Source organism: Pseudomonas sp. SM4, assembly GCF_051913165.1.
Classification (GTDB): Bacteria; Pseudomonadota; Gammaproteobacteria; order Pseudomonadales; family Pseudomonadaceae; genus Aquipseudomonas.
In genome coordinates this window covers 391,806-415,970 of sequence record NZ_JBODOE010000002.1, presented here as the reverse complement: position 1 = coordinate 415,970, position 24,165 = coordinate 391,806, and the positions used below count along the sequence as shown (strand labels likewise).

Genomic DNA, 24,165 nt, shown 5'->3' with positions numbered 1-24,165 from the left:
CGTGGTCGAGTACGGTTACAGCGTGACTCGCAGGCACCACGAAAAAATGATGGGATCAGTGCTGCCCACCCGTTTCAGCGTGTAGTTGAACAACACGTCCTTCCCCCGGTTCTCCGTGAGCCACGCCGACGGAACCGCAACATCGGTGTAATTCGCCTGCCCGATGTACAACTCGTCGCCATAACGGGTGGTGACACCGTGCAGCGCGATCCGGTATTTGTAAGTGGCTTCAAGCGTCGGGTAATAAATTCGCAGATTGGTCTTGGCAGCGTTCAGAGTCGGTTCCGGGAGGGCGTGTTTTTGCGCTGTGATTCGAAGATCGAGCTCCTTGGAAGGGACGTCGGTGGTGGTACCTGGCAACTGGACCGTATACGAAACCTTTGCATTGCTGCGGATGCTGTCGACCACTTCCAGTCGCGGCACTTTGAAGGTCAGGATTTGCCCAGGCGTGTTGACTGTCTGGGCATCACTGATCCATCTGAAATTACGACCGGCGAATATGGCTTTGACGCGTTGCCCGGTGTTGGAGCCGGTGTACGCAACCTCGACAGTGGCGAAATCCTCTCGATAGAAGTCGCGCTCGAAATTGATGACCGTGCCATTTGCGTCCTTGGCTTCCAGCACTTTCGGGGCGGTCAGGTCGAGGTCGACGCGTTTGACGTGGACGTCGATGAGGGTTGTCCGCGACCAGATGGCATTCGGGCCTGAGGAGTTGCCAATGACGTCCGTCACCCTGAAGCGCAATGCGAACTGAGGATTGTCCTGCCAGAAATCAGCGGTGGTCAGTGTGATGACGATTTGCTGGGCAGTGGCTTCGGCAGCGGTCACGGTGTGTTTTTTGTCGCCGGGTTTGCCGTCAAGGTAGAGCGTAATGACATCGCCCAGGCGCATATGAATGTATTGCAGTTTGACATCCACGCCCTGACTGGCGCGATCGGCATTGACTCCATTGGCAACCACATCGGCCGGTAGTGTCATGATCAGGTTTGGGTTGTCGCCGGAACCTGTCACTTCGCTGCCAGGGCGCGGTGTGTGGAAGAGAATTTTCAGGTCGAGAGAGGTTTCGGGTTGTTGGGGGGGTCTTGTCACGCGCAAGCGCATCAGGTTGATGCCGTTCGCGAGCTTGGTGGTTGGAAAATTCAGAGGGAATGATTTGTTCTCTTCACCTGCTCCGATGACTTTGCTGGCGTCCGCCGTATTGGAGCCGTTAAGTAACACTTCCGCGTTGTCATTCTCGGCCTGGGATGACCAGGGCTCGATCAGCAGAACGATGTTGCCGTCTTTATCCAGCGAAAGCGGAATGCCAACGTCTGGGTTATCCGGATGGATGATTGATGGGATCGAACCGGGGATTTTCGGGGGGAAAATGTCCGACCGTGGTTTACCGCCATTTGCGCCTGCCATGTCACCCGCTCCCGTTATCTGCCGTTGAGCAGTCATCTAATCCGCTGTGGCGCTTTGTGCCTACTGTCAGATCTGACAGGGGAGGTGCCGAAATCCATACCGTTCGTCGCTGCGAGCCATTGCCGGGAACAATGGCGTTTGCAGGATTAACGTACGGGCGTCCCTCGATCTGCCACTATCAAGCTTCGCAAGCTCCCCGAGGATCGTTCCAATGAATGACGTACAACAACTGGGCGAGATGCTTCGTCACTACGCCGAAAGCGAAGCGCACAAAAAACAATTGTTCGAGACCCAGTCGGCGACATGGGCAGCGCGGATTGCTGAGCTGTTTGCGCAGATTCAGCAATGGCTGGAACCGGTGCAGGCGCCTCATCTGCTGGAAGTGAGCCGTGAAGTCTATGTCGCCTTCGGACCGAGCACGCCGGTGGAAACCTCGACCTTCAAGACCGAAAAGCTGAGCATCGTGATTGCCGGCAAACCGGTGGAGTTCGTGCCCGATGTGATGGGCAGCGCGGGCCAGATCTCACTGGCAGTGATGGGCCTGACCGCGGCGCGGTACGGCAGTATTTCGCTGGTGGGGTTGGCGGATGGTCAGTGGCAGTGGCGCAAGACCAACGGGCTGAAAGATCCCGACACGTTCGTGTTTGATGCGAACTTCCTCGCGCAGCAATTGCAAAGCCTGATCCCGCGCGACCGCAACTGATCCAGAACCTGAATTTGCACGCAAGCCTGTAGGAGCTGCCGCAGGCTGCGATCTTTTGATCTTGGGACGCAGAGCGTCCTCGGCTGCATTCCCACGCAGAGCGTGGGAACGATCGATCGCAGCCTGCGGCAGCTCCTACAGGGGGGGAATTACATGTCGAGGTTGATCCAGCCGGGTTTGGCCACCTCTGGCGCCACCGCGTTTACGGTTTTACCAGTGGCCCGCTCAACCCGCCGCGCTACTTCCGGGTCATCGGCAAATGGCACCATGCTCGCTTCATCCAGGCTGTCCGCCGTCTCCCGCCGCAAGCAGTACTCCACCGCCAGCCACAGAAACACCACGCCCAACACATCAAAGAAAATCTCCATCACGAGCGGCTCCCTGCCTCAGGCGATCTGTGCTTCACGGTGGGCCAGCGCGACGTCCGCAACCCGCACCGTACGCCACACGTTGTAGGCCATCAGCAACATCCCCGTGAGGAAGAACACCCCGCCGGCAAAGCGCACGATGAACCCTGGATGACTGGCCTGCAGGGCTTCGACAAACGAATAGGTCAGCGTGCCGTCCTCGTTGATCGCCCGCCACATCAGGCCCTGAGTGATGCCGTTGACCCACATCGAGGCGATGTACAACACCGTGCCGATGGTCGCCAGCCAGAAGTGCAGGTTGATCAGCGGCGTGCTGTACATCTGCTCGCGACCAAAGACTTTCGGCACCATGTGATAGGTCGCGCCGAAGGTGATCATCGCCACCCAGCCCAAGGCCCCGGCGTGCACGTGGCCGATGGTCCAGTCGGTGTAGTGGGAGAGGGCGTTGACCGTTTTGATCGCCATCATCGGCCCTTCGAAGGTCGACATGCCGTAGAACGCCAGCGACAGCACGAGGAAGCGCAGGATCGGGTCGGTGCGCAACTTATGCCAGGCGCCGGACAAGGTCATCATGCCGTTGATCATCCCGCCCCAGCTCGGCGCGAGCAGGATCAGCGACATCGCCATGCCCAGTGACTGTGCCCAGTCCGGCAGCGCGGTGTAGTGCAAGTGATGCGGGCCGGCCCAGATGTACAGGGTGATCAGCGCCCAGAAATGCACGATCGACAACCGATACGAATACACCGGGCGGTTGACCTGTTTCGGCACGAAGTAATACATCATGCCGAGGAAGCCGGTGGTCAAGAAGAAGCCCACCGCGTTGTGCCCGTACCACCACTGCACCATCGCATCGGTGGCGCCGGCATACACCGGATACGACTTGAACCAGTCCACCGGAATCGACAGGTGATTGACCACGTGGAGCATGGCGATCACCAGAATGAACGCGCCGAAAAACCAGTTGCCGACGTAGATGTGCTTGGTCTTGCGCTGCACCACGGTGGTGAAGAACACCACGGCGTAGGCGACCCAGACCACGGCCATCCACACCGCGCCAGAGAATTCGATCTCGGCATATTCCTTGGTGGTGGTGTAACCCAGCGGCAGGGTGATCAGCATGATCACGATCACCGATTGCCAGCCCCAGAAAGTGAACGCGGCGAGGGTGTCGGAATACAGTCGCACCTGGCAGGTACGCTGCACCGCGTAGTAACTGGCGGCGAATTGCGCGCTGCCGGCGAAGCCGAAAATCACCAGGCTGGTGTGCAAAGGGCGCAAGCGGCCGAAGGTGGTCCACGGCAGGTCCAGGTTCATCTCGGGCCACACCAGTTGCGAGGCGATCAAAACCCCCATCGCCATCCCCACCACACCCCAGAAAATCGTCGCGATGACGAATTGGCGGACGACCTTGTAGTTGTAAGCCTGTCCGATTGTTGCTGTGCTCATGGTCAGTTCATCCACGGTTGCAAAGTCTTGCCAGGCCACCCGGTCTGGCATGAGCTGCACTGTAGAAACCCCACCAGAAACAAAACAGGCTCAGGAATCTTTCATTTGTGCGGATCAGATTGAAGTGCTGGCTGCGGCGTTCTGCCGCGCCCTGATATGGTTTTTATCGCTTCAGGTGAATCTGTAACGTGCTGCGCTGCATCGGCATAGTGCTATCAAAATCTGTAGGCCTTCGCCTGGTCGCGATAGCGGTGTGTCAGTCAACAGCAGTTGCCTGACACACCGCTATCGCGACCAGGCGAAGGCCTACAGGAATTGTGTGCGTCCTGATGAGGTGGCAGTGGCATGTATCAATACGATGATTACGACCGGGCGCTGGTGTTCGAGCGCGTTGCGCAGTTTCGCGATCAGGTCGAGCGCTTCCTGGCCGGGGAGTTGAGTGAAGAAGAGTTTCTGCCGCTGCGCCTGCAAAACGGCCTGTACCTGCAAAAACACGCGTACATGCTGCGTGTGGCGATTCCTTACGGCACCCTCAGCGCCGAACAAATGCGCACGCTGGCGAGCATCGCCAGCGATTACGATCGTGGTTACGGCCACTTCACCACGCGGCAGAACATGCAGTTCAACTGGATCGAACTGGCCGAGGTACCGGACATCCTCGAACGCCTCGCGCAGGTCAACATGCACGCGATCCAGACCTCCGGCAACTGCGTGCGCAACATCACCACCGAAGCCTTCGCCGGGGTGGCGGCAGACGAATTGATCGACCCGCGCCCGCTGGCCGAGATTCTGCGGCAGTGGTCGACGATCAATCCGGAATTCCTGTTTCTGCCACGCAAATTCAAGATCGCCATTTGCTCGGCGAAGCAGGATCGCGCGGCGATCATGATGCATGACATCGGCCTGTATCTTTATCCTGGCCGCGACGGGCAGATGTTGCTGCGGGTCATCGTTGGCGGTGGTCTGGGGCGTACGCCGATCCTTGGCTTGCAGATTCGTGAAGGCTTGCCGTGGCAGCATTTGCTGTCTTACGTCGAGGCCGTTTTGCGCGTGTACAACCGCCATGGCCGGCGCGACAACAAGTACAAGGCGCGGATCAAGATACTGGTCAAGGCGCTGGGCATCGAGGCGTTCGCCAACGAAGTCGAAGAGGAATGGCAGCACCTCAAGGATGGCCCCGCGCAGTTGACCGAGGTTGAATATCAGCGCGTCGCCAGCGCCTTCGTGCCGCCGGACTATCGTGTACTGGCCGGCACTGATCTGGACTTCGGCACGCACCTGGCCGAGAGCCCGGCGTTTGCCCGCTGGGTCGCACGCAATGTGCAGCCGCATAAAGTGCCCGGCTACACCAGCGTGGTGCTGTCGACCAAACCGGGCATGGCGGCGCCACCGGGGGACGTGACGGGCGGGCAGATGCTGGCGGTGGCCGACTGGTCGCAGCGCTTTGGTTTTGGCGAGATCCGCATTGCTCATGAGCAGAACATTGTCCTGCCGGATGTGCCCAAATCCGAGCTGTTTGCGCTGTGGCAACTGGCGTGCAAACACGATCTGGGCAGCGCCAACGTCGGCTTGCTCACCGACATCATTGCCTGCCCCGGCGGTGATTTCTGTGCGTTGGCCAACGCCAAGTCGATCCCGATCGCCCAGGCGATTCAGGCGCGTTTCGACAACCTCGATTACCTGCACGATCTGGGTGATATCAGCCTGAACATCTCCGGCTGCATGAACGCCTGCGGCCATCACCACATCGGCAACATCGGCATTCTCGGTGTCGATAAAAACGGCAGTGAGTGGTACCAGATCACCCTCGGCGGCGCCCAAGGCAAAAACAGTGCGTTGGGCAAAGTCATCGGCCCGTCGTTCAGCGCCGCTGAAGTGCCGCAGGTGATCGAGCGGATCATCGGCACGTTTGTCCGCTATCGCGAGCATGAGGAATTGTTCGTCGACACCGTTGCGCGGATCGGCCTGGAGCCATTCAAGGAGCGGGTCTATCCGAAGACGCTGGAGGCGACAGCATGAACAATCTGTTGCGGCTGGAGCAGGGCGTGGCGCGGATCGTGACGGATGATCCATGGACGCTGCTACGTGAGCCCTCGATGCCGAGGCCGCAAGGTTTGCTGATGTTGCCGCTGGCACACTGGCTGGAGTCACCCTCGACCCACGCCGTGTGGCTCGGCCCGGACGATGAGGTGGAAAGCCTGGTGCCGTGGCTCGCATCACTGCCGTTGATCGCACTCGACTTCCCGAGTTTTCGCGATGGCCGCGCCTACAGCCAGGCGTATCTGTTGCGCAGTCGGTTCGGGTGGGCCGGGGAGTTGCGCGCGATTGGTGATGTGCTGCGTGATCAGCTCAGCCATATGCGCCAGTGCGGGTTTGACAGTTTTGCCGTGCGTGAGGACAAATCGGCTGAGGATGCGCTGAAAGGATTGGCTGGCATGAGCGTGTTGTATGGGCGTTCGGTGATCGAGCCGCGTCCGCTTTTTCGTCGGCGTTGACGGTTACAAAAGATCGCAGCCTGCGGCAGCTCCTACATGAGGTCAATTGTAGGAGCTGCCGCAGGCTGCGATCTTTTGATCTTCGATGTACACCGGGGAAACCCCTAGAAACCTCATGAATCAGGCATTTTCCCTTGGGTCACTGATGGCCTTTTGGTAGAGTCGCCGTCGCCAGCGGGTTTTCGGCTGGACGATGGAACCGAAGAAGGGAGTCTGATCAGTGAGTCCGGGCAAAAAAATTCTCGGCCTCACAGCGTTTCTTTTGCTGCTGACGCTGTGGGCCAGTTACTTTTACGTATTCAAGGAAAACAGCGGCGGCCAGCTTGGCGGTGTCGGCGAAAGCACCGCGTGGTGCGGCACACCGCCGTCCACTGAAGCAGCGCTGCTGGGCAAGGATCAGTTGACCTTGCGCGTCACCAACAACCTGCGCGGCGAGTTCATGCTCAGCGGTTCGCTGGTGGTCTCGGAACGCACTTTCAATCGATATGACTTGGGCCGCAACGAGCTGCGTCTGCGCCTGGAGCCGTTGCAGTGGTCCTATGGCGTCACGCCGATCTTCCTTGAACAGGTCAAGCTGCAGCCACTGAGCCGCAACTTGTCCGCCACCAACAAAAGCGCCTCCGCCGAGCTTGAGCCACGCCCGATCGGCGTGCAGGGCCAGGTCACCGAATTTCCGTTCGACACCTATCGCTACGGCTACAAACCGGTGCTCTATTACCTCAAGGGCAGCGAGCGCATCGACCTGCGCTTCAAGAACATCACCACGCTGATGGAGATGTCCAACACCTTTACGCCGATCCAGAAGTACAACCGCGTCGACTACATCAACGAGAAAAACTCGATGATCCGCGACGACGACTACAAGGCGTACGGGCCGCACGAATGCGCGTTCAGTGTTGAGCGCAAGGGTTCGTTCAAGGTGGTTGTGCTGTTGCTGCTGCTGGTGCTGTGCCTGCCGTTGTTGCTGGTGTTCTACCGTAATGAGCCGGGGATCGACTTCCTCGCCACGCTGTTGGGCGCTGCGATCGTGCGGGTATTGCTGATCGGTCCGGTGCAGGACTTCCAGCTGTACAACATCGATTTCCTGTTGGGGGCGGCGATTTTGCTGGTGGGCACGGTGTCGCTGATCAAGGCGATGCACATCAACAGCCGCCGCGAGATGGCATTGCGCAGTGGCGAAACCTCCTCGTGGTGAATCTGCGCTGAACCTGTAGGCGCTGCCGCAGGCTGCGATTGATCGTTCCCACGCTCTGCGTGGGAATGCCGCCGAGGTCGCTCGGCGTCCCAAAATCAAAAGATCGCAGCCTGCGGCAGCTCCTACATTGAACATTGCGGGCCAAGGGTTTTATTTCAGGGCCGGGTCGCCCATGTTCATTTTCTTCCAGCCTTGCAGCAGCACCTGCGCCTTCGGCTCTTGCCCGCTGTCGAGGTACCACTGGATCAGCGACAGCCGCGCGTTGCGGTTTGCCGGCTGAACCTTGAGCAGGCCTTCGAGTATTTCGCACGCCTCATCGACCTTGCCACTTTCATGCAATGCCACCGCGAGCACGTAGCCGTACTGCGCGTTCTGTGGCTCCAGTTGCGCGGCTTTTTTCAGCGCTGACATGGCCTCGCCAGGCTTGCCGGCGCGGATCAGCGACAGGCCTTGGGTGTGCTGCAACAGAGCGGCGTCCGGGTGTTCCTTGAGACTGTCCTGCAGCAGCTTTTGCGCCTCTTGCCCGCGACCATTGGCTTCCAGCCACTGCACCAGTGTGACCAGTGCCGGGTAGAAATCCGGGTCGCGCTTGAGGGCTGCGCGCAGCAAGTCTTCGACTTCCGAGCCACGACCGCTGGCCTGATACAGCATGGCCAGATTCAGATTGGCCTCGGCGCGTTCCAGAAGACTTTTCTGCACTGCTTCGTACTCGGCAATTGCCGACTCCCAGTGGGCTTGCGCTGCGCCGAGCGCGTTGCTGCGGGCGACCCCGAGCAAGTCCCGCGCCGCGACAATGCGCACCGCTTTCACCGGGTCGCCCAGCAGCGGCGATAACAACGGCGCGCGTTCCGGTGGCGGCAAGAACGCGCTGATCGCCCGCACCGCGCTTTCACGAACCTGCGGCTGCGGGTTATTCAAGGCCTGAGTCGCCAGTTTCAGGGCCTGCTCGCTCGGGTACAGCGGCAGTTCCGCCAGCAACGTCGCCCGTTGAATCGCTGGCAGATCGCTGCGCTGCAACTGCTCATACAGCGCATCGGCGGCGCCGGGTTGACCATTGCGAATCAGCCACAGACTTTCGTCGTAACGCGGTGCCTGCGGGGCGGTAGAAGCGCTCCACAATTTGAACTGCGCCGTGACCTTGTCGCCGGCCTTGCCTTGATGGCAGGTCAGGCAGGCGTCCGGTGTGCCGAGCTTCTGCGCGCGTTCCGGGTTGGGAATGCTGAAACTGTGGTCGTGGCGCAAATCGTTGCCCATATAGAACTTGCCGGGCATGTGGCAATCCACGCATTGCGAACCGGGCTGCCCCAAGGTGTGGCGGGTGTGTTCAATGGAGTCGTAGTTTTTTGCTTGCAGGCCTTTGCCATCCACGCCTTCGACCGAGGTTTTGCCCGCGGTGTTGTGACATTGCAGGCACACCGCGTTACCCGGTGCTTTCAGTTCGTTGCTGTGCGGGTTGTGGCAGTTGCTGCAGCGCACGCCCTTGTCGAACATTTTGCTTTGCAGGAATGAGCCGTGCTCGAACACTTCGTCCTTGATCTTGCCGTCCAGCGCATACAGTTCACGGGTGAGGGTGCTCGGCAGGTAATCGTCCATCAGCCGTTTGCCGACGGTGTAGCCATCGCCCAGCGGTGCGCGGCGTGCGTGGCAGCGGGCGCAGGTTTCGATTTCCACCGTGGCGTCCTTGTCCTTGAGATCGACGTCGAAACCCTGGTGAATCAGGTCGCCTTTTTTCTTCGTCCATTCGAGGTGATTGGATGCCGCACCGTGGCAAGCCTGGCAACCGACCCCGAGGCTGTTCCACTGGCTGTTGAAGGTATTGCTCGCGGCATCGAAATTGCGCTTGAAACCGGTGGTATGGCATTCGACGCACATGAAGTTGGCGTTCTGGCTTGGCTTGCTCCAGTGCAGTGGATTCTTGAAGTTCACGCCCTGGCCGGGATAGAGATGAAACCAGCGGTGCTTCTCGGTATCCCACGCCACACCGAGGGCTTGCAGGCGACCTTCGCCGACGTCGAGCAGGTATTGCTGCAGCGGCGCGATGCCGAAGGTGTAGGCCACTTTGAAGTCGGCATTCTTGCCGTCGATGCCGGGCGTGTTGACCCAGAACTCATCGCCCTTGCGCGAGAAGCGCGTGGTGTCTTTTTCCGCCTTGAAGGTGACGTTGTTGAAGTCGCCGAGCATCGTTTCGGTGTTTGCCGCTTGCATCGCCAATTGGTGATGCGAGCCTTGCCAGTCCTTGACCTGCTCGGTGTGGCAGCCCTGGCATTGTTGCTCGTCGACCATCGTTGCCGGCTTCAGCGCCACCGCTTCGGGCTTGGCTGGAGCAGGGGCTGGTGCGGGCGCAGTGATCGGCGGCGCCTTGACCGGCACCGGTGCAGGGCTGAACAGAAACCAGCCGATGCCCGCCACGGCGGCCAGCAGCACACCGATGGTGAGGGGGAACACGTAGCGCGAAAAAAAAGAAGGTCGAGACGAATCAGGGTCAGGTTGTGCTGTTTTATTTTTATGCTTGGGCATTGCGACTTCCGTAGTCCAGGTGCATTTGCCGTCTGGCGTGCGTTCAAGCTCGGTGCAGCTTTGCCGTCTCGCGTGCGTCTGTCAAATGACGGTTGTGATCCGCTGCGCAGGTGCGCGTGAATGTTTTAATGTGCAATCGCATTTACTGAGGATTTAGCTATACCTGTAACTCCCGTTCTATAAAAGTTTTCGGCCGTCTGACAGGAGTTACAGCATGAAGCTAGCAGTAATGATGGGCACGCTGTGCATCGCTACCCTTGGCGTAGTGGGTTGTTCCAGTAAAACCGTCGCTCCCGAGGATTACTCAGGGTTTCTCAAGGACTACAGCCAACTGAAGGAAGCCAAGTCACCTTCTGGCGCCGAGGTCATGCGCTGGATTGATCCCAAGGTCGATATCAGCAAGTTCACCAGCGTCTACGTCGAGCCGAGCCAGCTGTATCCGAAACCGCAACCGACCGCGAAAATTTCCCAGCAGACCCTCAACGGCATCACCAGCTACTACGATCAGGCGCTCAAGCGTGAGCTGAGCAAATCGTTGCCCCTGGCCGCCGGCCCTGGGCCCGGGGTGATCGTGATTCGCCCGGCAATTACTGCGGTGAGCAGCAAGACTGAAGGCCTGCATGCGTATGAAGTGATCCCGATTGCCTTGGTTGCTGCTGCAGTCAGCACTGCCAGTGGCATCCGCGATCAGGAAACCACCCTGGCCACTGAAGCGGTCTTTCTCGATGGCGGCAGCAACAAGGTGGTGTCTCAAGTGGTGCGCAAAGGCACCGGCAAACCGTTGGAAAATGACACGCAGGCATTGAAGGCCGATGACGTCAAAGCCGTGATCGACGGCTGGGCGAGTGACATGCATCAGATGTATCTGAAACTGAAGTCTGAATCCAAATAATGCATCGAGGCTGATGGCCTCATCGCGGGCAAGCCCGCTCCCACATGGATCGCTGTGAATCAATAATCACATTCACAACACAAATCCCTGTGGGAGCGGGCTTGCCCGCGATGGCATTCGCAAGGGCGCTACATCATTGTCCGGTAAACCAGCGGTAATACGGATTGCCGCCATCCCAGCGCATCACCTCGCGCATATCCCGCCCCCACGCATCCCGATCGCCGTCATACGCATGCAGGCTCGCCCGATAAAACTGCATCAGACGCTGGCGATGGGTTTCCATGCGCTCTGTGAACCCGGCATCGGCGTTCACCAGCGGCGGCGCCTGATACAAATCCAGCAACGCCGGCAGCACGCGGGTGATCTCCTTGCTGCGCACCCACGGCGCGTATTCGATCCTCGGTTGGTCGTCAGTCACGGCGGGGGCATCAGCAGCGAAGCGTTCCAGGCCTGCACGATCGGTGACCCAGGTCGCCATTAACGCAGCGGCCGAACCGATGCCGACATCCTGCAAGGTGCTGCGTACGCTGTCCTGTTGGAAACGCTCGGTGATCTTCGCTGCATCCAGTTGCATCGGCGTCATTGAACCGACCAGCAACATTTCATGGAACTCGCTGGTCCACAGCGAGGCATACGGGAATACGTCGAGGAAGCTGCGCACCAGGGAACGCGAGTCATCGATGTTCTGCGTCGGCAGCGGCAGCCATTGCGCGACGATGCCTTTTTCCTCAAGGCGACTGGCCGCCAGTTGATAGAAGTCCCGCGAATACAGATTGACCACGCCGGCAGCGGAGGGCGGTGGCGGTTCAAGGGTGATCAGGTCGTAAGTCTGGGCGCTGCGCAGCAGTTCCTGGCGGCCATCGCGCAGGCGTACATCGACACCGGGATCGCTGGCGGCATTGAAGTTACCCTTGAACAACGGCGCCGCTTTAACCACCGATGGCAGCAGTTCGGCGACCACCCGGTGTTCCAGCCCCGGATATCGCAGCATCGCACCGGCGGTGATGCCGGTGCCGAAACCGATCACCAGCGTCGAGCGCGGTTCGCCGTTGTGGACCAGCAGCGGCAGCAGCGCCTGAATGCGCATGTAGCGCAACGACGGCATGGCGTCACCGGTGTTCGACACTCCCTGAATGTACAGGCGATGGAAGTTGTTCTCGCCGCGACCTTGTGCGACCACTGCGACGGTGCCACCACGGCCTTCTTCGTAGAATGCCAGCGTGCCGTTGCGCGCACCGGGCAACAGGCTGGCGAGTTTGTCGATCGGGGTCAGCATTGCCACGGCAACCGAGACCAGTCCGAGGGTGACGACGAGCTGGCGCCGACCTTTCTTCACGTGGTGGCCTTTGCGCACGGCACAGTAGCCGACACCTGCCGCGATGATCGCCAGCAGACCCAAGGTCCGCACCAGCCCCAGTAGCGGAATCAGCAGGAAGCCACAGAGCATCACCCCGACAATCCCGCCCAAGGTATTGAACGCCACCACCGCACCGACATCGCGACCAACACGCTCATGGCCGACGCTCAGGCGCAGGGCCAGCGGAAACGCCGCGCCCAGCAGCAACGTCGGGACAAACACGATGCTCAGCGCCGCCACGGCGAAGCGTGCGCTCATGCCCGCCAGTTCGCTGACGCCCAGGCTCAGCAACCACATTTCGGTTTGGGTCTGCGCGAGGACGAGCCAGCGTCCGAGCAGGGCGATTTCCAGCAGGGCGATCAGTCCGGCCCCCGCGATTAGCAGGCCGAACACACCCCACGGATCACGAATGCGCTCCACGCGACGGGCGAGCAGGGCGCTGCCGATAAACAGACCGGTCAGGTAAGTCGCCAGCACCACGGCAAACGCATAGGTGCGGGTGCTCATGAACTGCACGATCGATTGCGACCAGACCACCTCATACCCCAGCGCCACGCCACCGGCGATGGCATACAACCAGAGTGCGGTGCGATCCGTGGCTTTCTCGCTGTGCGGTTTGCTCGGGGCTGCCACCGGCAAGGGATGCTGCCGCGCGAACCACAACGCGCCAATGGCGGCCAGCAGGTTGAGCATCGCCGCAAACAGCGCGCTGCCACGCACGCCGAGCGTGGCGATCAACACAAACGCGGCGAGCAACGTGCCGACAATCGCGCCCAGAGTATTCGCCGCATACAACTGACCACCGGCCTTGCCTGGGTCAGTCGCCAATGAACGCACCAGCACCGGCAACGTGCCGCCCATCAGCACCGCCGGAATGCCCACCAGCGCAAATGGCAGCAGCCAGGCCAGCAGGCCGACATGACTTTGCAGCCAGGCAAATGGACTGGCTGCCAGGCTCATGGCGACCGTTGCGCCAACGCCGAGGATCGCCACACATACTTCCAGCCCGGCATACAGTAGAACCGGCTGCTGCAAGCGATCGGCAAAGCGTCCGAACAGCCAGCCACCGATCGCCAGCCCGGCAAAAAACGCGCTGATGCCGGTGGTGATCGCATACACCTCGACGCCGACCACCAATGACAGTTGCTTGATCCACAACACCTGATAGACCAGCGCAGCAGCACCGGAGATGCACAGCAGCAGGGCGGGAATGATCAGCGCCGGAGCGGCCGATAGCGAGACGGGTACGGCCGACGGCTTGCTGGCGATACGTGAGGACATACGAATTGCCTTATACAAAATAACCGGCCACCCCCTGTAGGAGCTGCCGCAGGCTGCGATCTTTTGATCTTGATCTAAAAAACAAAGATCAAAAGATCGCAGCCTGCGGCAGCTCCTACAAGGGCTACGTCCGGTTTGGGATAGAGGCCGCCCGCTGGTGAGGGCGGGCGGCAGTCTTGCAGTCTTATTGTGCAGCTTTCATTTTTTCAGCGATTTTCGCATCTACCGCAGCGCGGATCTGGTCAATACTGAAGCTGGCCGGTTTCTGGCTCGGTGGATACTCGACGAAGGTCTGCAGGAACGCCGCCGACTTCATCACCGCCATCTCGGTCAGATAAACGTTTTTGGTGGTCCAGTCGTAGTACTGATCGGAAACGGTATCAGCACGTTCATACGGGTCCATGCGCAGGTTGAAGATTTTCGGTACGCGCAGACACACGAACGGTTCGCTCCAGACCTTGAAGCCCCCCGGTGCACGTTGTTCGCAGAACACCGCTTTCCAGTTGCCATAGCGCATCGACACCAGTACGCCGTCGTCGTTGAAGTAGTAGAACTCTTTGCGCTCACTCTTAGGGCTTTGGCCGGTCAGGAAAGGCAATTGGTTGTAACCGTCCAGATGCACCTTGAAGCTGGTACCGCCAGAGGTCGGCGCCCAGCCTTTGAGCAACTTGTTGGTGACATCGGCGTCACCGGCCGCCGCGAGCAAGGTCGGGAACCAGTCCAGGCCCGAGAACATTTCGTTGGTGACTTCACCCGGTTTGATCTTGCCCGGCCAGCGAACCATCGCCGGTACGCGGTAGGCGCCTTCCCAGTTGGAGTTTTTCTCGTTACGGAACGGCGTGGTCGCCGCGTCCGGCCAGGAGAACTGGTTCGGGCCGTTGTCGGTGGTGTAGACGACGATGGTGTTGTCGGTGATTTTCAGGTCATCGAGAGTTTTCAGCAGTTTGCCGACGTCGCCATCGTGCTCGAGCATGCCGTCTGCGTATTCGTTGCCGGGCATGCCGCTCTGGCCCTTCATCGAATCACGCACGTGGGTGTAAAGGTGCATGCGCGTGGTGTTCATCCAGACGAAGAACGGTTTGTCCGCCTTGGCCTGTTTCTCGATGAACGCTTGTGCCGCCGCCGTGGTTTCGTCGTCGATGGTTTCCATGCGCTTGGTGGTCAGCGCGCCGGTGTCTTCAATCTTGCCGTCGGCGAAGCTGTGAATCACGCCACGGGGCGAAACGGCCTTGACGAACTCAGCGTCATCTTTTGGCCAGTACGGGCGCTCAGGTTCCTCTTCCGCATTGAGGTGGTACAGGTTGCCGAAGAACTCGTCGAAACCGTGGTTGGTCGGCAGGTATTCGTCTTTGTCGCCCAAGTGGTTCTTGCCGAACTGCCCGGTCGCATAACCTTGCGACTTGAGTGCCTGGGCAATGGTGATGTCACGTTTTTGCAGGCCTACCGGAGCGCCTGGAATGCCGACTTTCGACAGACCGGTACGCAGTGGCGTCTGCCCGGTGATGAACGACGATCGTCCAGCCGTACAGCTGTTCTCCGCATAGTAGTCGGTGAACATCATGCCTTCTTTGGCGATTCGGTCGATGTTCGGCGTCTTGTACCCCACCACGCCCATGGAATAGGCACTGATGTTGGTCTGGCCGATGTCATCGCCGAAGATCACCAGAATGTTGGGTTTTTCAGCCGCTGTGGCGGTTGCCGACAGCGCCATCACCGAGGTCGCCACCAGGGCGAGTTTCGGTAGCCACTTGCGTATGCGAGTCATCTGACTTGCTCCTTTTCGCGGGGGTCGTTTATTGCGACTTACGTTTATTGCAGTCCTGCAGCACGCTTTTTTCTTATTGCACCTGCTCGGTTGCCGGCGGCTCGAAGGGGTAAATCCGGCGCCATTCGGACGCCATGTCCACCACGGTCCAGCCACGGGAATTCGCTTCGTCGAGAGCCTTGTCGAGGCGCCCGATATCGGATTGACGGTCGTAGGCCCATTCACGCTTGGCGTCGGTGTGATGCACCAGGCCCATCAAACGTTTGCCGGAACCGGCGGCGGTCCACTGGAGCATTTGCAGGTCGCCATCGGAGTTGCCAAAGGCGAGAATCGGCCGGCGACCGATCACCGCATCAATGCTTTCCGGTTTGCCCGCGCCGTCGTCGTTGTGCGCCAGTTTTGGCGTGCGCACGATCGAGGCTTTGCCGTCCTTGTACTGAAATGAAGTAATGAACGTGGTGCCGATCACCTGTTCCGGCGGGATGCCATAGACCTTTTCGGCGAAGGCACGCATGAACCCGGTGTCGCCGCCGGAAACGATGTAGGTCTTGAAGTCCTGGCTGCGCAGGTAATCGAGCATCTCCAGCATCGGCTGGAAGATCATTTCGGTGTAGGGCTTGCCGGTTTTCGGATGACGCGCCTGGCTCAGCCAGGTCTTGGCGTAGTCATCGAACGCTTCGGTGGTCATGCCGGTGTGAGTGGCACCGACGATTTTCAGCAAGCCGTCCATGCCGGAAGCGGCCAAGGCCTTGTGGTCGTTTTCCAGCACGGCCTTGAACGGCTGCGTGGTTTTCCATTCCGGGTGCTGCGCGGCGGTGCGCTTGACCTCGTCGAAGGCGAAGAGCAATTCGAAGTACGCCGGTTGCTCGCTCCACAGGGTGCCGTCGTTGTCGAACACGGCGATGCGCTCGGCGGGTTTGACGAAGTCCTTGCTGGTCTGGTCGGTGACGGCCTGGACGAATTCGATGATGCTTTTTTTCGCCGGGCCGTCGTTCCACGATGGCAACGGCTCACTGGCCTGGGCCAGCAGCGGCAGAGCGAGCGCAAACAACAGCGCCAGATTGAAGCGTTGACGGTGCTGCGGCGGGTTCGTCATGGGAAATCCTTCTCGTGAACGGGGTTGAGCGGGCGCAGGGCCGAGGCCGGTTTCGCCTGCTGCTGCTCGGCCTGACTGTGAAGCGTAGTCAACGATTGGCGCAATTGAACGAGTGTTTGCTCGGTGGTGGGTTCGCGGCCGTAAAGGCCACGTAACAGTCCTTGCAGGCGCGGGCCGGCATCAACCAGTTTCAGCCCCAGTCGACTGCGCCGCAGCCACAGGTATAAGGCGCTCAACTGTGGCGGTCTGGCGTCGAGTTGCGGGGCGATTTGTTGCCAGGCGCAGTCCGCCGATTGCTGCCAGGCCACTTGCCGCGCGAGCTTGCGCGCTTGCCATTGCTGGCGGGCACGGCTGAGGGCTGGGCGCAGGAGATAAACGCCACCAATGGCCACCGCCAGTAAGCTCAGCCACAGCAACCAGCGGGTGGAAACGTGCAGGCGATTCTGACCGAGCTGCCTGAGGTCTTCGGCGATCGAAAACACCGGTTTGTAAGCCGTATCAGCGACGGCCTCGAACGTAACCGCCGGGACTTGCGTGGTGCGCAATTGCCGGCTGCTGGCATCCCACCATTTCACCTCGATGGCCGGCAAGGTGTGCGAGCCAGCCTGGTCGATACGGTAAGTCACGCTGTCGACACGCTGCCCGCCGAGGATATCGCCGCGACCGTCATCGAGGCTGCTGACTTGTGGGGTTTTGGTATAGCGGCTCAGGCCGGCGGCATCACCCAGTGTCGGTATGGGCAAGGCCATGGCCAGAGCGCCGTCTGCTTGCAGGGTCAGTTGGCGGGTAATGCTGTCGCCGACTTTCAGCGGGTTGGCCGAGTGCGTGACAGTCTGGGTAAACCGCACAGCGTTGGCCACCAACGGGGTTTCCCCCGGTTTGAAACCGGGCGGTTGTGCCGCGCTGAATTGCACGGGTTGGCTCTGCGCGCTGATTTGCGTTGTCGCCTGACCGGGCGTGGCGCTTACGGTTAGGGCAGGGATGGCGAAGGTGCGCGCGACGTTCGGTGTGATCAGGTAGCTGTAGCGCAAACCGCTGAATGACTGGCCTTCGATGGTCTGATTGAGGTGCTGGGCCTGACCGTCCGGTGGCATGACCAGTGCGCCGTCGAGTTTCAGCTCGGGCAGGGTGGCGGCGCTGGTGAACCAGGTGTCGGTGAGGACGTCGAGTTGCAGCTCGACCAGGCCGCCGACCATGGCGCCTTCGGCGGGTTGCAGGTGGGCCTGGACCTTGAGTTGCGGTTCGGCTGCAAAGGCGTTGAAGCTGACTGCGATGGCCAGGAGTAAGGCGCTGATTTTTTTGCTGATTGATCCGGCCCCATCGCTGGCAAGCCAGCTCCCACAGGTTTCTTCGGTGTATTCACCGATTGTGGCAGTACCGCAAAACCCTGTGGGAGCTGGCTTGCCAGCGATGGCGGCGCCGCGGTTCAAAGGGATCATGGCTTGGCCCCCGCCTGATCCTGCAAGTTGAACTTCTGCTTGAGAAATTTCGCCGGTGAGGTGGTCAGGTTCTGCAACCACAGCGCATCGGACGCGGCCTGTTCGGTTTCAACCTTTTTGCTCTGACCCTTGCCCGGTGCCTTGTCGAATTTCACCTCGTCGGGCTTGGTCTCCGGGGCATTCTTTTCTGCGCTTTCGGTGTCTTTGAGCAATGCCTGGGCCAAGGCCAGATTGGCCGTCGCTTCCGGGAATTGCGGCTGTAGCTTCAACGCCTGGGTGTAGGCGGCGATGGCTTCATCGAACTTGAAGCGCCGCACATAAATATTGCCCAGATAGAAATACGCTTGCGGCGTATCCAGCCGCGCGAAAGTTGCCAGCGCAAGGTCGTAATCGGCGGCGTGATAGGCCGCAACGCCTTTCCAGTACGGGTCGACGAACAACGCCGCGGCTTGCGGAAAATGTTCGTGCTCGAACGCCCAGCGCCCTTGTTGATCACGGGTGAAGAAGGCGTCGCTCAAGGCATTTGCCTGCGCCGGCGCCGCTGGCCAGCCAAGACCTGCGGCGAGCAAGAGCGCCGGCATCCAGTTCACGCTCCAGCCCTTGCGCACACCGAACAATGCCAGCACCAGCAACGGCCAGCACAACCAGTATCCGGTGTCTTTCCAGTGCAGTTCGCGCTGTTCGGCGCTGGCGCTCTGAAAATGTTGCTGGGCGTGCAGCTCGATCCAGTCCAGATCATCGTCATTCAGGGTCAGGCTGCCGAGCGGTGCATCGACGGCCGACGCCAGTTGTTTGAGCGCCGCCTGATCGAAGCTGCCGAGGATCGGACGACCATTGCTGTCGATTTTCGGCTGGCCACCGGCGCCCTGGACAACCCCGCCGTCCTCGCTGCCAACCGCCAGCACCAACACTTGCAGCTGACTGTCGTGCAGGCGTTTGTCGAGCCCGTCGAGTCGCGAGGTGTCAGCACCGTCGGTGAGCAGCAGCAGGCTGCCCGGGGTTTTCTCGGCACTGAGCAGGCGCTTGGCTTGATCGATCACCGCACCGACATCTTTGCCCGGCTTATCGATCAGCCCGGTGCCGAGGGCTTGAATGAACGTGTCGAGCAGCGCCGGATCATCCGTTGGCGGCAGCACCAGATGCGCGCTTCCGGCGAAGGCGATCAGCGCAGTGCGCGCGCCGGCGCGGCGCTGGATCAGATCGTGCAATTTGTGTTTGGCCGCTTCCAGTCGGGTCGGTTGCACATCGTTGGCGTCCATCGACGGCGACAGGTCCACGGCGACGATCAATGGCGCGCGGTTCTGCAGAAAGTCCGGGCGGTCCTGCTCCCAGGTCGGCCCGGCCGCTGCCACCGCGCCAAGGATCATTACTGCGCACAGCAGATGCACCGGCCGCAGCCGCTGATGATCCTGTGGGGTAATCAACAAGTGCGGCAACAGATGCTCGGCGATGTTGCCGCGCAGCCGTCGTTGCAGGTCACGGCTGCGGCGCCAGATCAGCGGCAATGCAGCGCCGAACAGCGCGAGGATCAGCCACAGCGGTCGCAGGAAATGGAAGTCACCGAGATTGATCTCCATCTCAGGCCTCCTGCCGTTGACGCGCGAGCGATAAACGCGGACGCAGCAGCGCGCCGAGGTGATACAGCGCCAACAGCACCATGGCGGCGCCCAGCGGCCAGTAGAACAGTTCCCGTTGCGGCTGGTGGCTGAGGGTTTTCACCTCATGTGGCGTCAGCCGATCAAGCGTGCTGTAGACCTGATCCAGCGCGGTGCGGTCTTCGGCGCGGAAGAATTGCCCGCCGGTGGTCTTGGCAATCTGCTCCAGCCCCGCCAGGTTGACCTTGGCTTCGCCCGATGCGCTCGGGTCGCCGATGCCGATGGTGTGGATGATCACGCCCTTGTTGGCGGCCATTTCGGCGGCGTGATCCGGGGTGATCGCGCTGCTGGTGTCGTTGCCGTCCGTGAGCAGGATCAGCACTTTTTCCTGCTCATGCGCCTGATCCAGCAGCTTCAGACTCAAGCCGATGGCATCGCCGATCGCGGTGTTGGGCCCGGCCATGCCGATGCCGGTGTCTGCCAGAAGCAGCGACAGGCTGGCATGATCGAGGGTCAATGGTGCCTGCGGATAGGCGCCGCTGCCGAATACTATCAGCCCGAGGCGGTCGTCCTTGCGCTTGTCGATGAAGCCTTGCACGACTTCTTTGACCGCCGCCAGGCGATTGATTTTCACACCGCTGGCGTTGGTGAAGTCTTCGGTTTCCATCGACTGCGAGATGTCGATGGCCAGCATCAGGTCGCGCACCGGTTGTTGGCGTTCGATCGGCTTTTCGACGAACACCGGGCGTGCAGCGGCCAGCAGAATCAACGCCCACAGCAGAACATTCAGCAGCAATTGCCAGTGATTGCGTCGACTGCCGACAGTGCCGGGTGCTTCACCGACAGCCCGGCTCATGGCATTAAAAAACGGTACGCGCACGGCGCTGCGGGCCTCGTTGTAGGCGGGCAGGTAGCGGTACGCCAGCCAGGGCAGCGGCAATAGAAGCAAAAACCATGGGTAATCAAGCTGCCACATGATGATGCTCCACCCAGTGTTGGCAGGTGTCGAACAACGCCTGGCGCTGCGGCGCGGGCAGGGCGCGCAATACGTCATCCGGGGCGTAAGCGAGTTGCGCCAGTTGCGCACTGAAATCAGCCGGCAAAAGCTTTTTGCTGTGCTGCTGCAAGAAGCCTTGCCAATCCTCCCTCCCCAACGCCCCGACCCTGTAGGAGCTGCCGAAGGCTGCGATCTCTTGATTGTGTTTTTTAAAAGCCAGAGCAAAAGATCGCAGCCTTCGGCAGCTCCTACATGAGGTCGGCGTGGGCATCGAGAGGGCGACGCGTTTGAGCAGTTCGGGTAATTCACGCAGGGCATTGAGGTCATCACTGCGGCTGCGCAACTGCGCCAATCTCGCCAGTGCTTCACGCCGATATTGATCACGCTGCCATTGCCGATAGCGACTGATGGCAATAATCAGCGTGAGTAGAATCAAAACCCCAAGCAACACCCACCAGCCCCACGTCTGCGGCGCATAACTGACCGGCGTCGGCAGGCCCAACTCCTTGAGTTGCTCGATGCTCGGGATATTCGGATTCACCGCCGTGCTCCGGCGCTCTTGCCGAGTTCGGCGCGCAATTGCGCATGAGCCTCTTCGGCGGTGCTGATCATCATCAACGGCACCTGACTGCGGCGCAGCAGGGTGGCGACGTCCTTGAGCCGGCCGCTGAGAAAATCCCCCAGCGGTTGATGCACGTTGCGTTTTTCGATGGCCAGTTCCACCTGCAACTCACCTTGCGTCACCAGCAGCCGACCGTTGTCCGGCAGCTTCAGCGCCAACGGATCGTAGACTTGCAGGGCGATCACGTCGTTGTGCGCTGACAGTTGCCGCATCAGTTGCAAGGTGCGCTCACCGGCGCCGGCGAAGTCGCTGACGATGCAGATCAAATGATCGTGGCCGGCGAGGGCGAGGCAGCGCTGCAAGACCTTATCGAGTTGATCCTCGTCCTCAGCGTCAGGACTGCCCGCGTTCAGTGCACGGTTCTGCTCGGCGATGCGGCTGAGCAAGGCCTCCACGCGTTTGCGGCTGCGCAACGGGGCGACGCTGTCGATGCGTTGATCGTTGAACACCAGGCCGCCGACCCGGTCGCCGGCGTGGAACACCATCCACGCCGCCAGCGCAGCCAACTCGGCAGCCACGGCGGATTTGAAACTGCGTTGCGAGCCGAAAAACATCGACATGCGTTGGTCGACCACGATCAGCGCGGGGCGGTCGCGCTCCTCGGTGAAGGTGCGCACCACCGGTTTGCCGGTGCGCAGCGACGCGCGCCAGTCGAGATGGCGCAAGTCGTCGCCTGGTTGATAACGGCGCAGCTCATCGAAGTTCAAGCCACGGCCACGCAGGCGTGAGGCATGGTTGCCGGCGAGGATGCTGCCCTGTGGTTGGCGGGCAAGAAAACTCAGGTCACGGGCCTTGAACTCCAGCGCCATCAATTGCGCGAGAGAGACGTAGACCAGACCTTCGTCGTTCATGCCGGGATCGCCACTTTATCGAGAATGCGATCGAGCACCTGATCGGCGCTGACGCCATCGGCCACCGCGTCATAGCTCAGTTGCAGGCGATGACGCAGCACTGGATGCACCACCGCACGGACATTGTCCGGCGAGACAAAATCCTGACCCTGCAACCACGCATCGGCGCGCGCACAACGGTCCAGGCCAATGCCGCCACGCGGGCTCGCGCCGATTGAAATCCAGCGGCCGAGGTCTTCGTCGTAATCGGCGGGGTGGCGGGTGGCGTTGATCAGGTCGATCAGATAACTGTCGATGGCCGGCGACACATGCACCGCGCTGACCTCTTTGCGGGCTGCGAAGATTACGTCCTGCGACAGGCTGAAGCCCTTGGCGGGCGTGGTGTTGGCGCCTTGGGCAAACTCTTCGTTGCGCAACAAACGCAATACCTGACTCTCGTTTTCAGCGCTCGGGTAATCGAGTAGCACCTTCATCAGGAAACGGTCCATCTGCGCTTCCGGCAACGGGTAAGTGCCTTCCTGTTCGATCGGGTTCTGCGTGGCCACGACGATAAACAGTTCGGGCAGCACATGACTGTTACCCGCCACGGTGATCTGTCGCTCTTCCATGGCTTCGAGCAACGCCGCTTGCACCTTGGCCGGCGCGCGGTTGATTTCGTCAGCGAGGATCAAGTTGCCAAACAACGGGCCGGGCTGGAAGCGGATCTCGTTCTTGCCTTCGACCTGATGCAGCACCTCGGCACCGGTGATGTCCGACGGCAGCAGATCCGGGGTGAACTGGATGCGGCTCATCTTCGCGTCAAGGTGTTTGGCCAGCGCCTTGACCGTGCGCGTCTTGGCCAGCCCCGGCAAACTCTCCAACAGCAAATGGCCGTTGGCCAACAGACCGAGGAGGATCTGCCGGATGACTTGATCCTGGCCGAGCACCGCTTCGGCGATGCTGGCTTGCAGGGCGTTGAGGTCGGTAAGTGCAGTCATGGCAGCAATCCTTTGTGTCTGGTCTAGAAAAACGCCAGGGTCAGGTTGACGCTGAAGCCGTTGCCTTCAGGGCGGTTCTTGGTGTCGAACTCGGGCACCCAGCGCGCACTGATGTTGGCTTGGGCGTCGGCGAATTTGCCGGCCCAGCCAATCACCGGGCCGGCACCGACCGAGCGCCCGCGATAGCCGTTGAACGTGTCGGCGGTCTGGCCCTTGTCATCGGTGATTTGCTGGATGTAACCCGCCGCGACCCCGGCACTCCAGCCTTCGCCGAAACCATGGGTCCACAGTGCATCGAGGGTGAAAATGTTGCCGTTGCGATAGTCCGTGGCGTCGTTTTCGGTATAGAACTCAAGACCGCTGGACAAGGTGAACTCGCCACCCTTGCCATCCAGATGAGTGAACGCTACGGTGGGCATGAACGTGTAGTTGTTCTGTCCAGGGTTGGCCAGCCGATCATCGTTATAGGCGCCGGTCGGTACGTAGATGGGTAGCGACAGCGAAATGTGGTTCAGTTCATCGAAGTGGTAACCGGCGGCAATCGGCGTGATCAGCGCGTCGGCGAATTGCGTGCCGGAATCGCTGTCACCGAGGGTGCGTCCGCGCGGGCCGGTGATGTTCGCCTTGATGTCGGTGTACTGCACCGGAATGCCCACCGCAGAGGCGTAGTTCCAGCGACCCTTGCCGGTGTCCCAGACGTGGGTGAAGTTGGCCATGGTGTAGGAGACTTTCATGTCGATCCCGCCACTGACCGCACCGGAAATCGGCGCGCCGTTGCTGCCCTTGAGCGAGCCGTCGTACCAGATGCTGGTCAACGACGTCACCCAGCCCGGCTCCGGCGGGACGATGCCAGCATTGGAGAATACCTGCTGACCGGTAATCGGTCGGCCCACGCCGCCCTCTGCTGCGTAAAGCAGAGGACTGCCGATCATGCACAGCGCCAGCAACGGACGCACAACGTTAGGCTTGACCATCAAACACTCCGCTTATGGTTCTGACTGTCAAAAAATTCGAATGCCGGCAACACCTGGCGCTCGGGCGTTGCCTTCAGGTCGGCCCTGACTGAAGGCGAACGGTGGGTGAAATCCTGTGCGCCGACCCCGCAGCTGACGAACATCGTCATCAGGGCATAGCCGGCGGCTTTGAGGGCTGTTCGCATACAGTT

20 protein-coding genes are annotated in these 24,165 nt (G+C 60.5%); 5 read left to right on the top strand and 15 right to left on the bottom strand.

The annotated features are described in order from the left end of the window. Positions 1–15: 15 nt before the first annotated feature. Positions 16–1,404: a hypothetical protein gene (locus ACQ4MY_RS04800; protein WP_440094047.1), complete on the bottom strand. Its 1,389-nt coding sequence runs from the start codon at positions 1,402–1,404 to the stop codon at positions 16–18. Positions 1,405–1,615: 211 nt separating this feature from the next. Here ACQ4MY_RS04800 and ACQ4MY_RS04795 point away from each other — a divergent pair, with 211 nt between their 5' ends. Beyond that, the gene (locus ACQ4MY_RS04795; protein WP_440094045.1) at positions 1,616–2,107 is read left to right on the top strand and encodes a hypothetical protein; all 492 of its coding nucleotides are present in this window, start codon (positions 1,616–1,618) and stop codon (positions 2,105–2,107) included. 149 nt (positions 2,108–2,256) lie between these two features. Here the strand turns inward: ACQ4MY_RS04795 and ACQ4MY_RS04790 are convergent, their stop codons facing one another. Together ACQ4MY_RS04790 and ccoN are read right to left on the bottom strand one after the other, a co-directional pair. Next, positions 2,257–2,475 (bottom strand): hypothetical protein, encoded by a 219-nt coding sequence (locus ACQ4MY_RS04790; RefSeq protein WP_008081551.1) that lies wholly within the window; start codon positions 2,473–2,475, stop codon positions 2,257–2,259. A gap of 18 nt (positions 2,476–2,493) precedes the next feature. Then, positions 2,494–3,921, bottom strand: a complete 1,428-nt coding sequence (ccoN, locus tag ACQ4MY_RS04785; RefSeq protein WP_008081554.1) for a cytochrome-c oxidase, cbb3-type subunit I — start codon at positions 3,919–3,921, stop codon at positions 2,494–2,496. A 345-nt stretch (positions 3,922–4,266) separates the two neighbouring features. Here ccoN and ACQ4MY_RS04780 point away from each other — a divergent pair, with 345 nt between their 5' ends. From ACQ4MY_RS04780 to ACQ4MY_RS04770, 3 genes are all read left to right on the top strand, one after another. Then, positions 4,267–5,940 (top strand): nitrite/sulfite reductase, encoded by a 1,674-nt coding sequence (locus tag ACQ4MY_RS04780; RefSeq protein ID WP_440094044.1) that lies wholly within the window; start codon positions 4,267–4,269, stop codon positions 5,938–5,940. After that, entirely contained in the window at positions 5,937–6,416 is a 480-nt protein-coding gene (locus ACQ4MY_RS04775; protein ID WP_440094042.1) for a DUF934 domain-containing protein, read from the top strand. Before ACQ4MY_RS04780 ends, ACQ4MY_RS04775 begins: the two co-directional genes overlap by 4 nt. Positions 6,417–6,636: 220 nt before the next feature. Next, positions 6,637–7,611 (top strand): hypothetical protein, encoded by a 975-nt coding sequence (locus ACQ4MY_RS04770; RefSeq protein ID WP_008079337.1) that lies wholly within the window; start codon positions 6,637–6,639, stop codon positions 7,609–7,611. Between the two features lie 150 nt (positions 7,612–7,761). Here ACQ4MY_RS04770 and ACQ4MY_RS04765 read toward each other — a convergent pair whose 3' ends face one another. Beyond that, positions 7,762–10,128 carry a tetratricopeptide repeat protein gene (locus ACQ4MY_RS04765; RefSeq protein WP_440094040.1) on the bottom strand — a complete coding sequence of 789 codons (2,367 nt, stop codon included), beginning with the start codon at positions 10,126–10,128 and terminating at the stop codon, positions 7,762–7,764. A gap of 214 nt (positions 10,129–10,342) precedes the next feature. On the opposite strand from ACQ4MY_RS04765, the gene ACQ4MY_RS04760 reads away from it, so the two are divergent. Further along, complete coding sequence (locus ACQ4MY_RS04760) at positions 10,343–11,020, top strand: DUF3313 domain-containing protein (protein WP_008079327.1); 678 nt, start codon at positions 10,343–10,345, stop codon at positions 11,018–11,020. A 133-nt stretch (positions 11,021–11,153) separates the two neighbouring features. Here the strand turns inward: ACQ4MY_RS04760 and ACQ4MY_RS04755 are convergent, their stop codons facing one another. From ACQ4MY_RS04755 to ACQ4MY_RS04705, 11 genes are all read right to left on the bottom strand, one after another. Beyond that, complete coding sequence (locus ACQ4MY_RS04755) at positions 11,154–13,658, bottom strand: fused MFS/spermidine synthase (RefSeq protein ID WP_440094038.1); 2,505 nt, start codon at positions 13,656–13,658, stop codon at positions 11,154–11,156. Between the two features lie 184 nt (positions 13,659–13,842). Further along, entirely contained in the window at positions 13,843–15,423 is a 1,581-nt protein-coding gene (locus ACQ4MY_RS04750) for an arylsulfatase (RefSeq protein WP_008079323.1), read from the bottom strand. Between the two features lie 73 nt (positions 15,424–15,496). Then, entirely contained in the window at positions 15,497–16,519 is a 1,023-nt protein-coding gene (locus tag ACQ4MY_RS04745) for an HAD family hydrolase (protein ID WP_440094036.1), read from the bottom strand. After that, positions 16,516–17,958 (bottom strand): hypothetical protein, encoded by a 1,443-nt coding sequence (locus tag ACQ4MY_RS04740; RefSeq protein WP_440094035.1) that lies wholly within the window; start codon positions 17,956–17,958, stop codon positions 16,516–16,518. Before ACQ4MY_RS04740 ends, ACQ4MY_RS04745 begins: the two co-directional genes overlap by 4 nt. Beyond that, complete coding sequence (locus ACQ4MY_RS04735) at positions 17,955–19,535, bottom strand: VWA domain-containing protein (protein ID WP_440094034.1); 1,581 nt, start codon at positions 19,533–19,535, stop codon at positions 17,955–17,957. The genes ACQ4MY_RS04740 and ACQ4MY_RS04735 overlap by 4 nt, the downstream gene beginning before the upstream one ends. A 1-nt stretch (position 19,536) precedes the next feature. After that, positions 19,537–20,529, bottom strand: a complete 993-nt coding sequence (locus ACQ4MY_RS04730) for a vWA domain-containing protein (RefSeq protein ID WP_440094033.1) — start codon at positions 20,527–20,529, stop codon at positions 19,537–19,539. After that, the gene (locus tag ACQ4MY_RS04725; RefSeq protein ID WP_440094031.1) at positions 20,516–21,091 is read right to left on the bottom strand and encodes a DUF4381 domain-containing protein; all 576 of its coding nucleotides are present in this window, start codon (positions 21,089–21,091) and stop codon (positions 20,516–20,518) included. The genes ACQ4MY_RS04730 and ACQ4MY_RS04725 overlap by 14 nt, the downstream gene beginning before the upstream one ends. Then, positions 21,088–22,023 (bottom strand): DUF58 domain-containing protein, encoded by a 936-nt coding sequence (locus ACQ4MY_RS04720; protein ID WP_008079311.1) that lies wholly within the window; start codon positions 22,021–22,023, stop codon positions 21,088–21,090. The genes ACQ4MY_RS04725 and ACQ4MY_RS04720 overlap by 4 nt, the downstream gene beginning before the upstream one ends. Next, the gene (locus ACQ4MY_RS04715) at positions 22,020–23,000 is read right to left on the bottom strand and encodes an AAA family ATPase (protein ID WP_440094029.1); all 981 of its coding nucleotides are present in this window, start codon (positions 22,998–23,000) and stop codon (positions 22,020–22,022) included. The genes ACQ4MY_RS04720 and ACQ4MY_RS04715 overlap by 4 nt, the downstream gene beginning before the upstream one ends. A 23-nt stretch (positions 23,001–23,023) precedes the next feature. Continuing rightward, positions 23,024–23,974, bottom strand: a complete 951-nt coding sequence (locus ACQ4MY_RS04710) for a SphA family protein (protein ID WP_440094027.1) — start codon at positions 23,972–23,974, stop codon at positions 23,024–23,026. Then, the gene (locus ACQ4MY_RS04705; RefSeq protein ID WP_440094025.1) at positions 23,974–24,159 is read right to left on the bottom strand and encodes a hypothetical protein; all 186 of its coding nucleotides are present in this window, start codon (positions 24,157–24,159) and stop codon (positions 23,974–23,976) included. Before ACQ4MY_RS04705 ends, ACQ4MY_RS04710 begins: the two co-directional genes overlap by 1 nt. Positions 24,160–24,165: the final 6 nt, after the last annotated feature.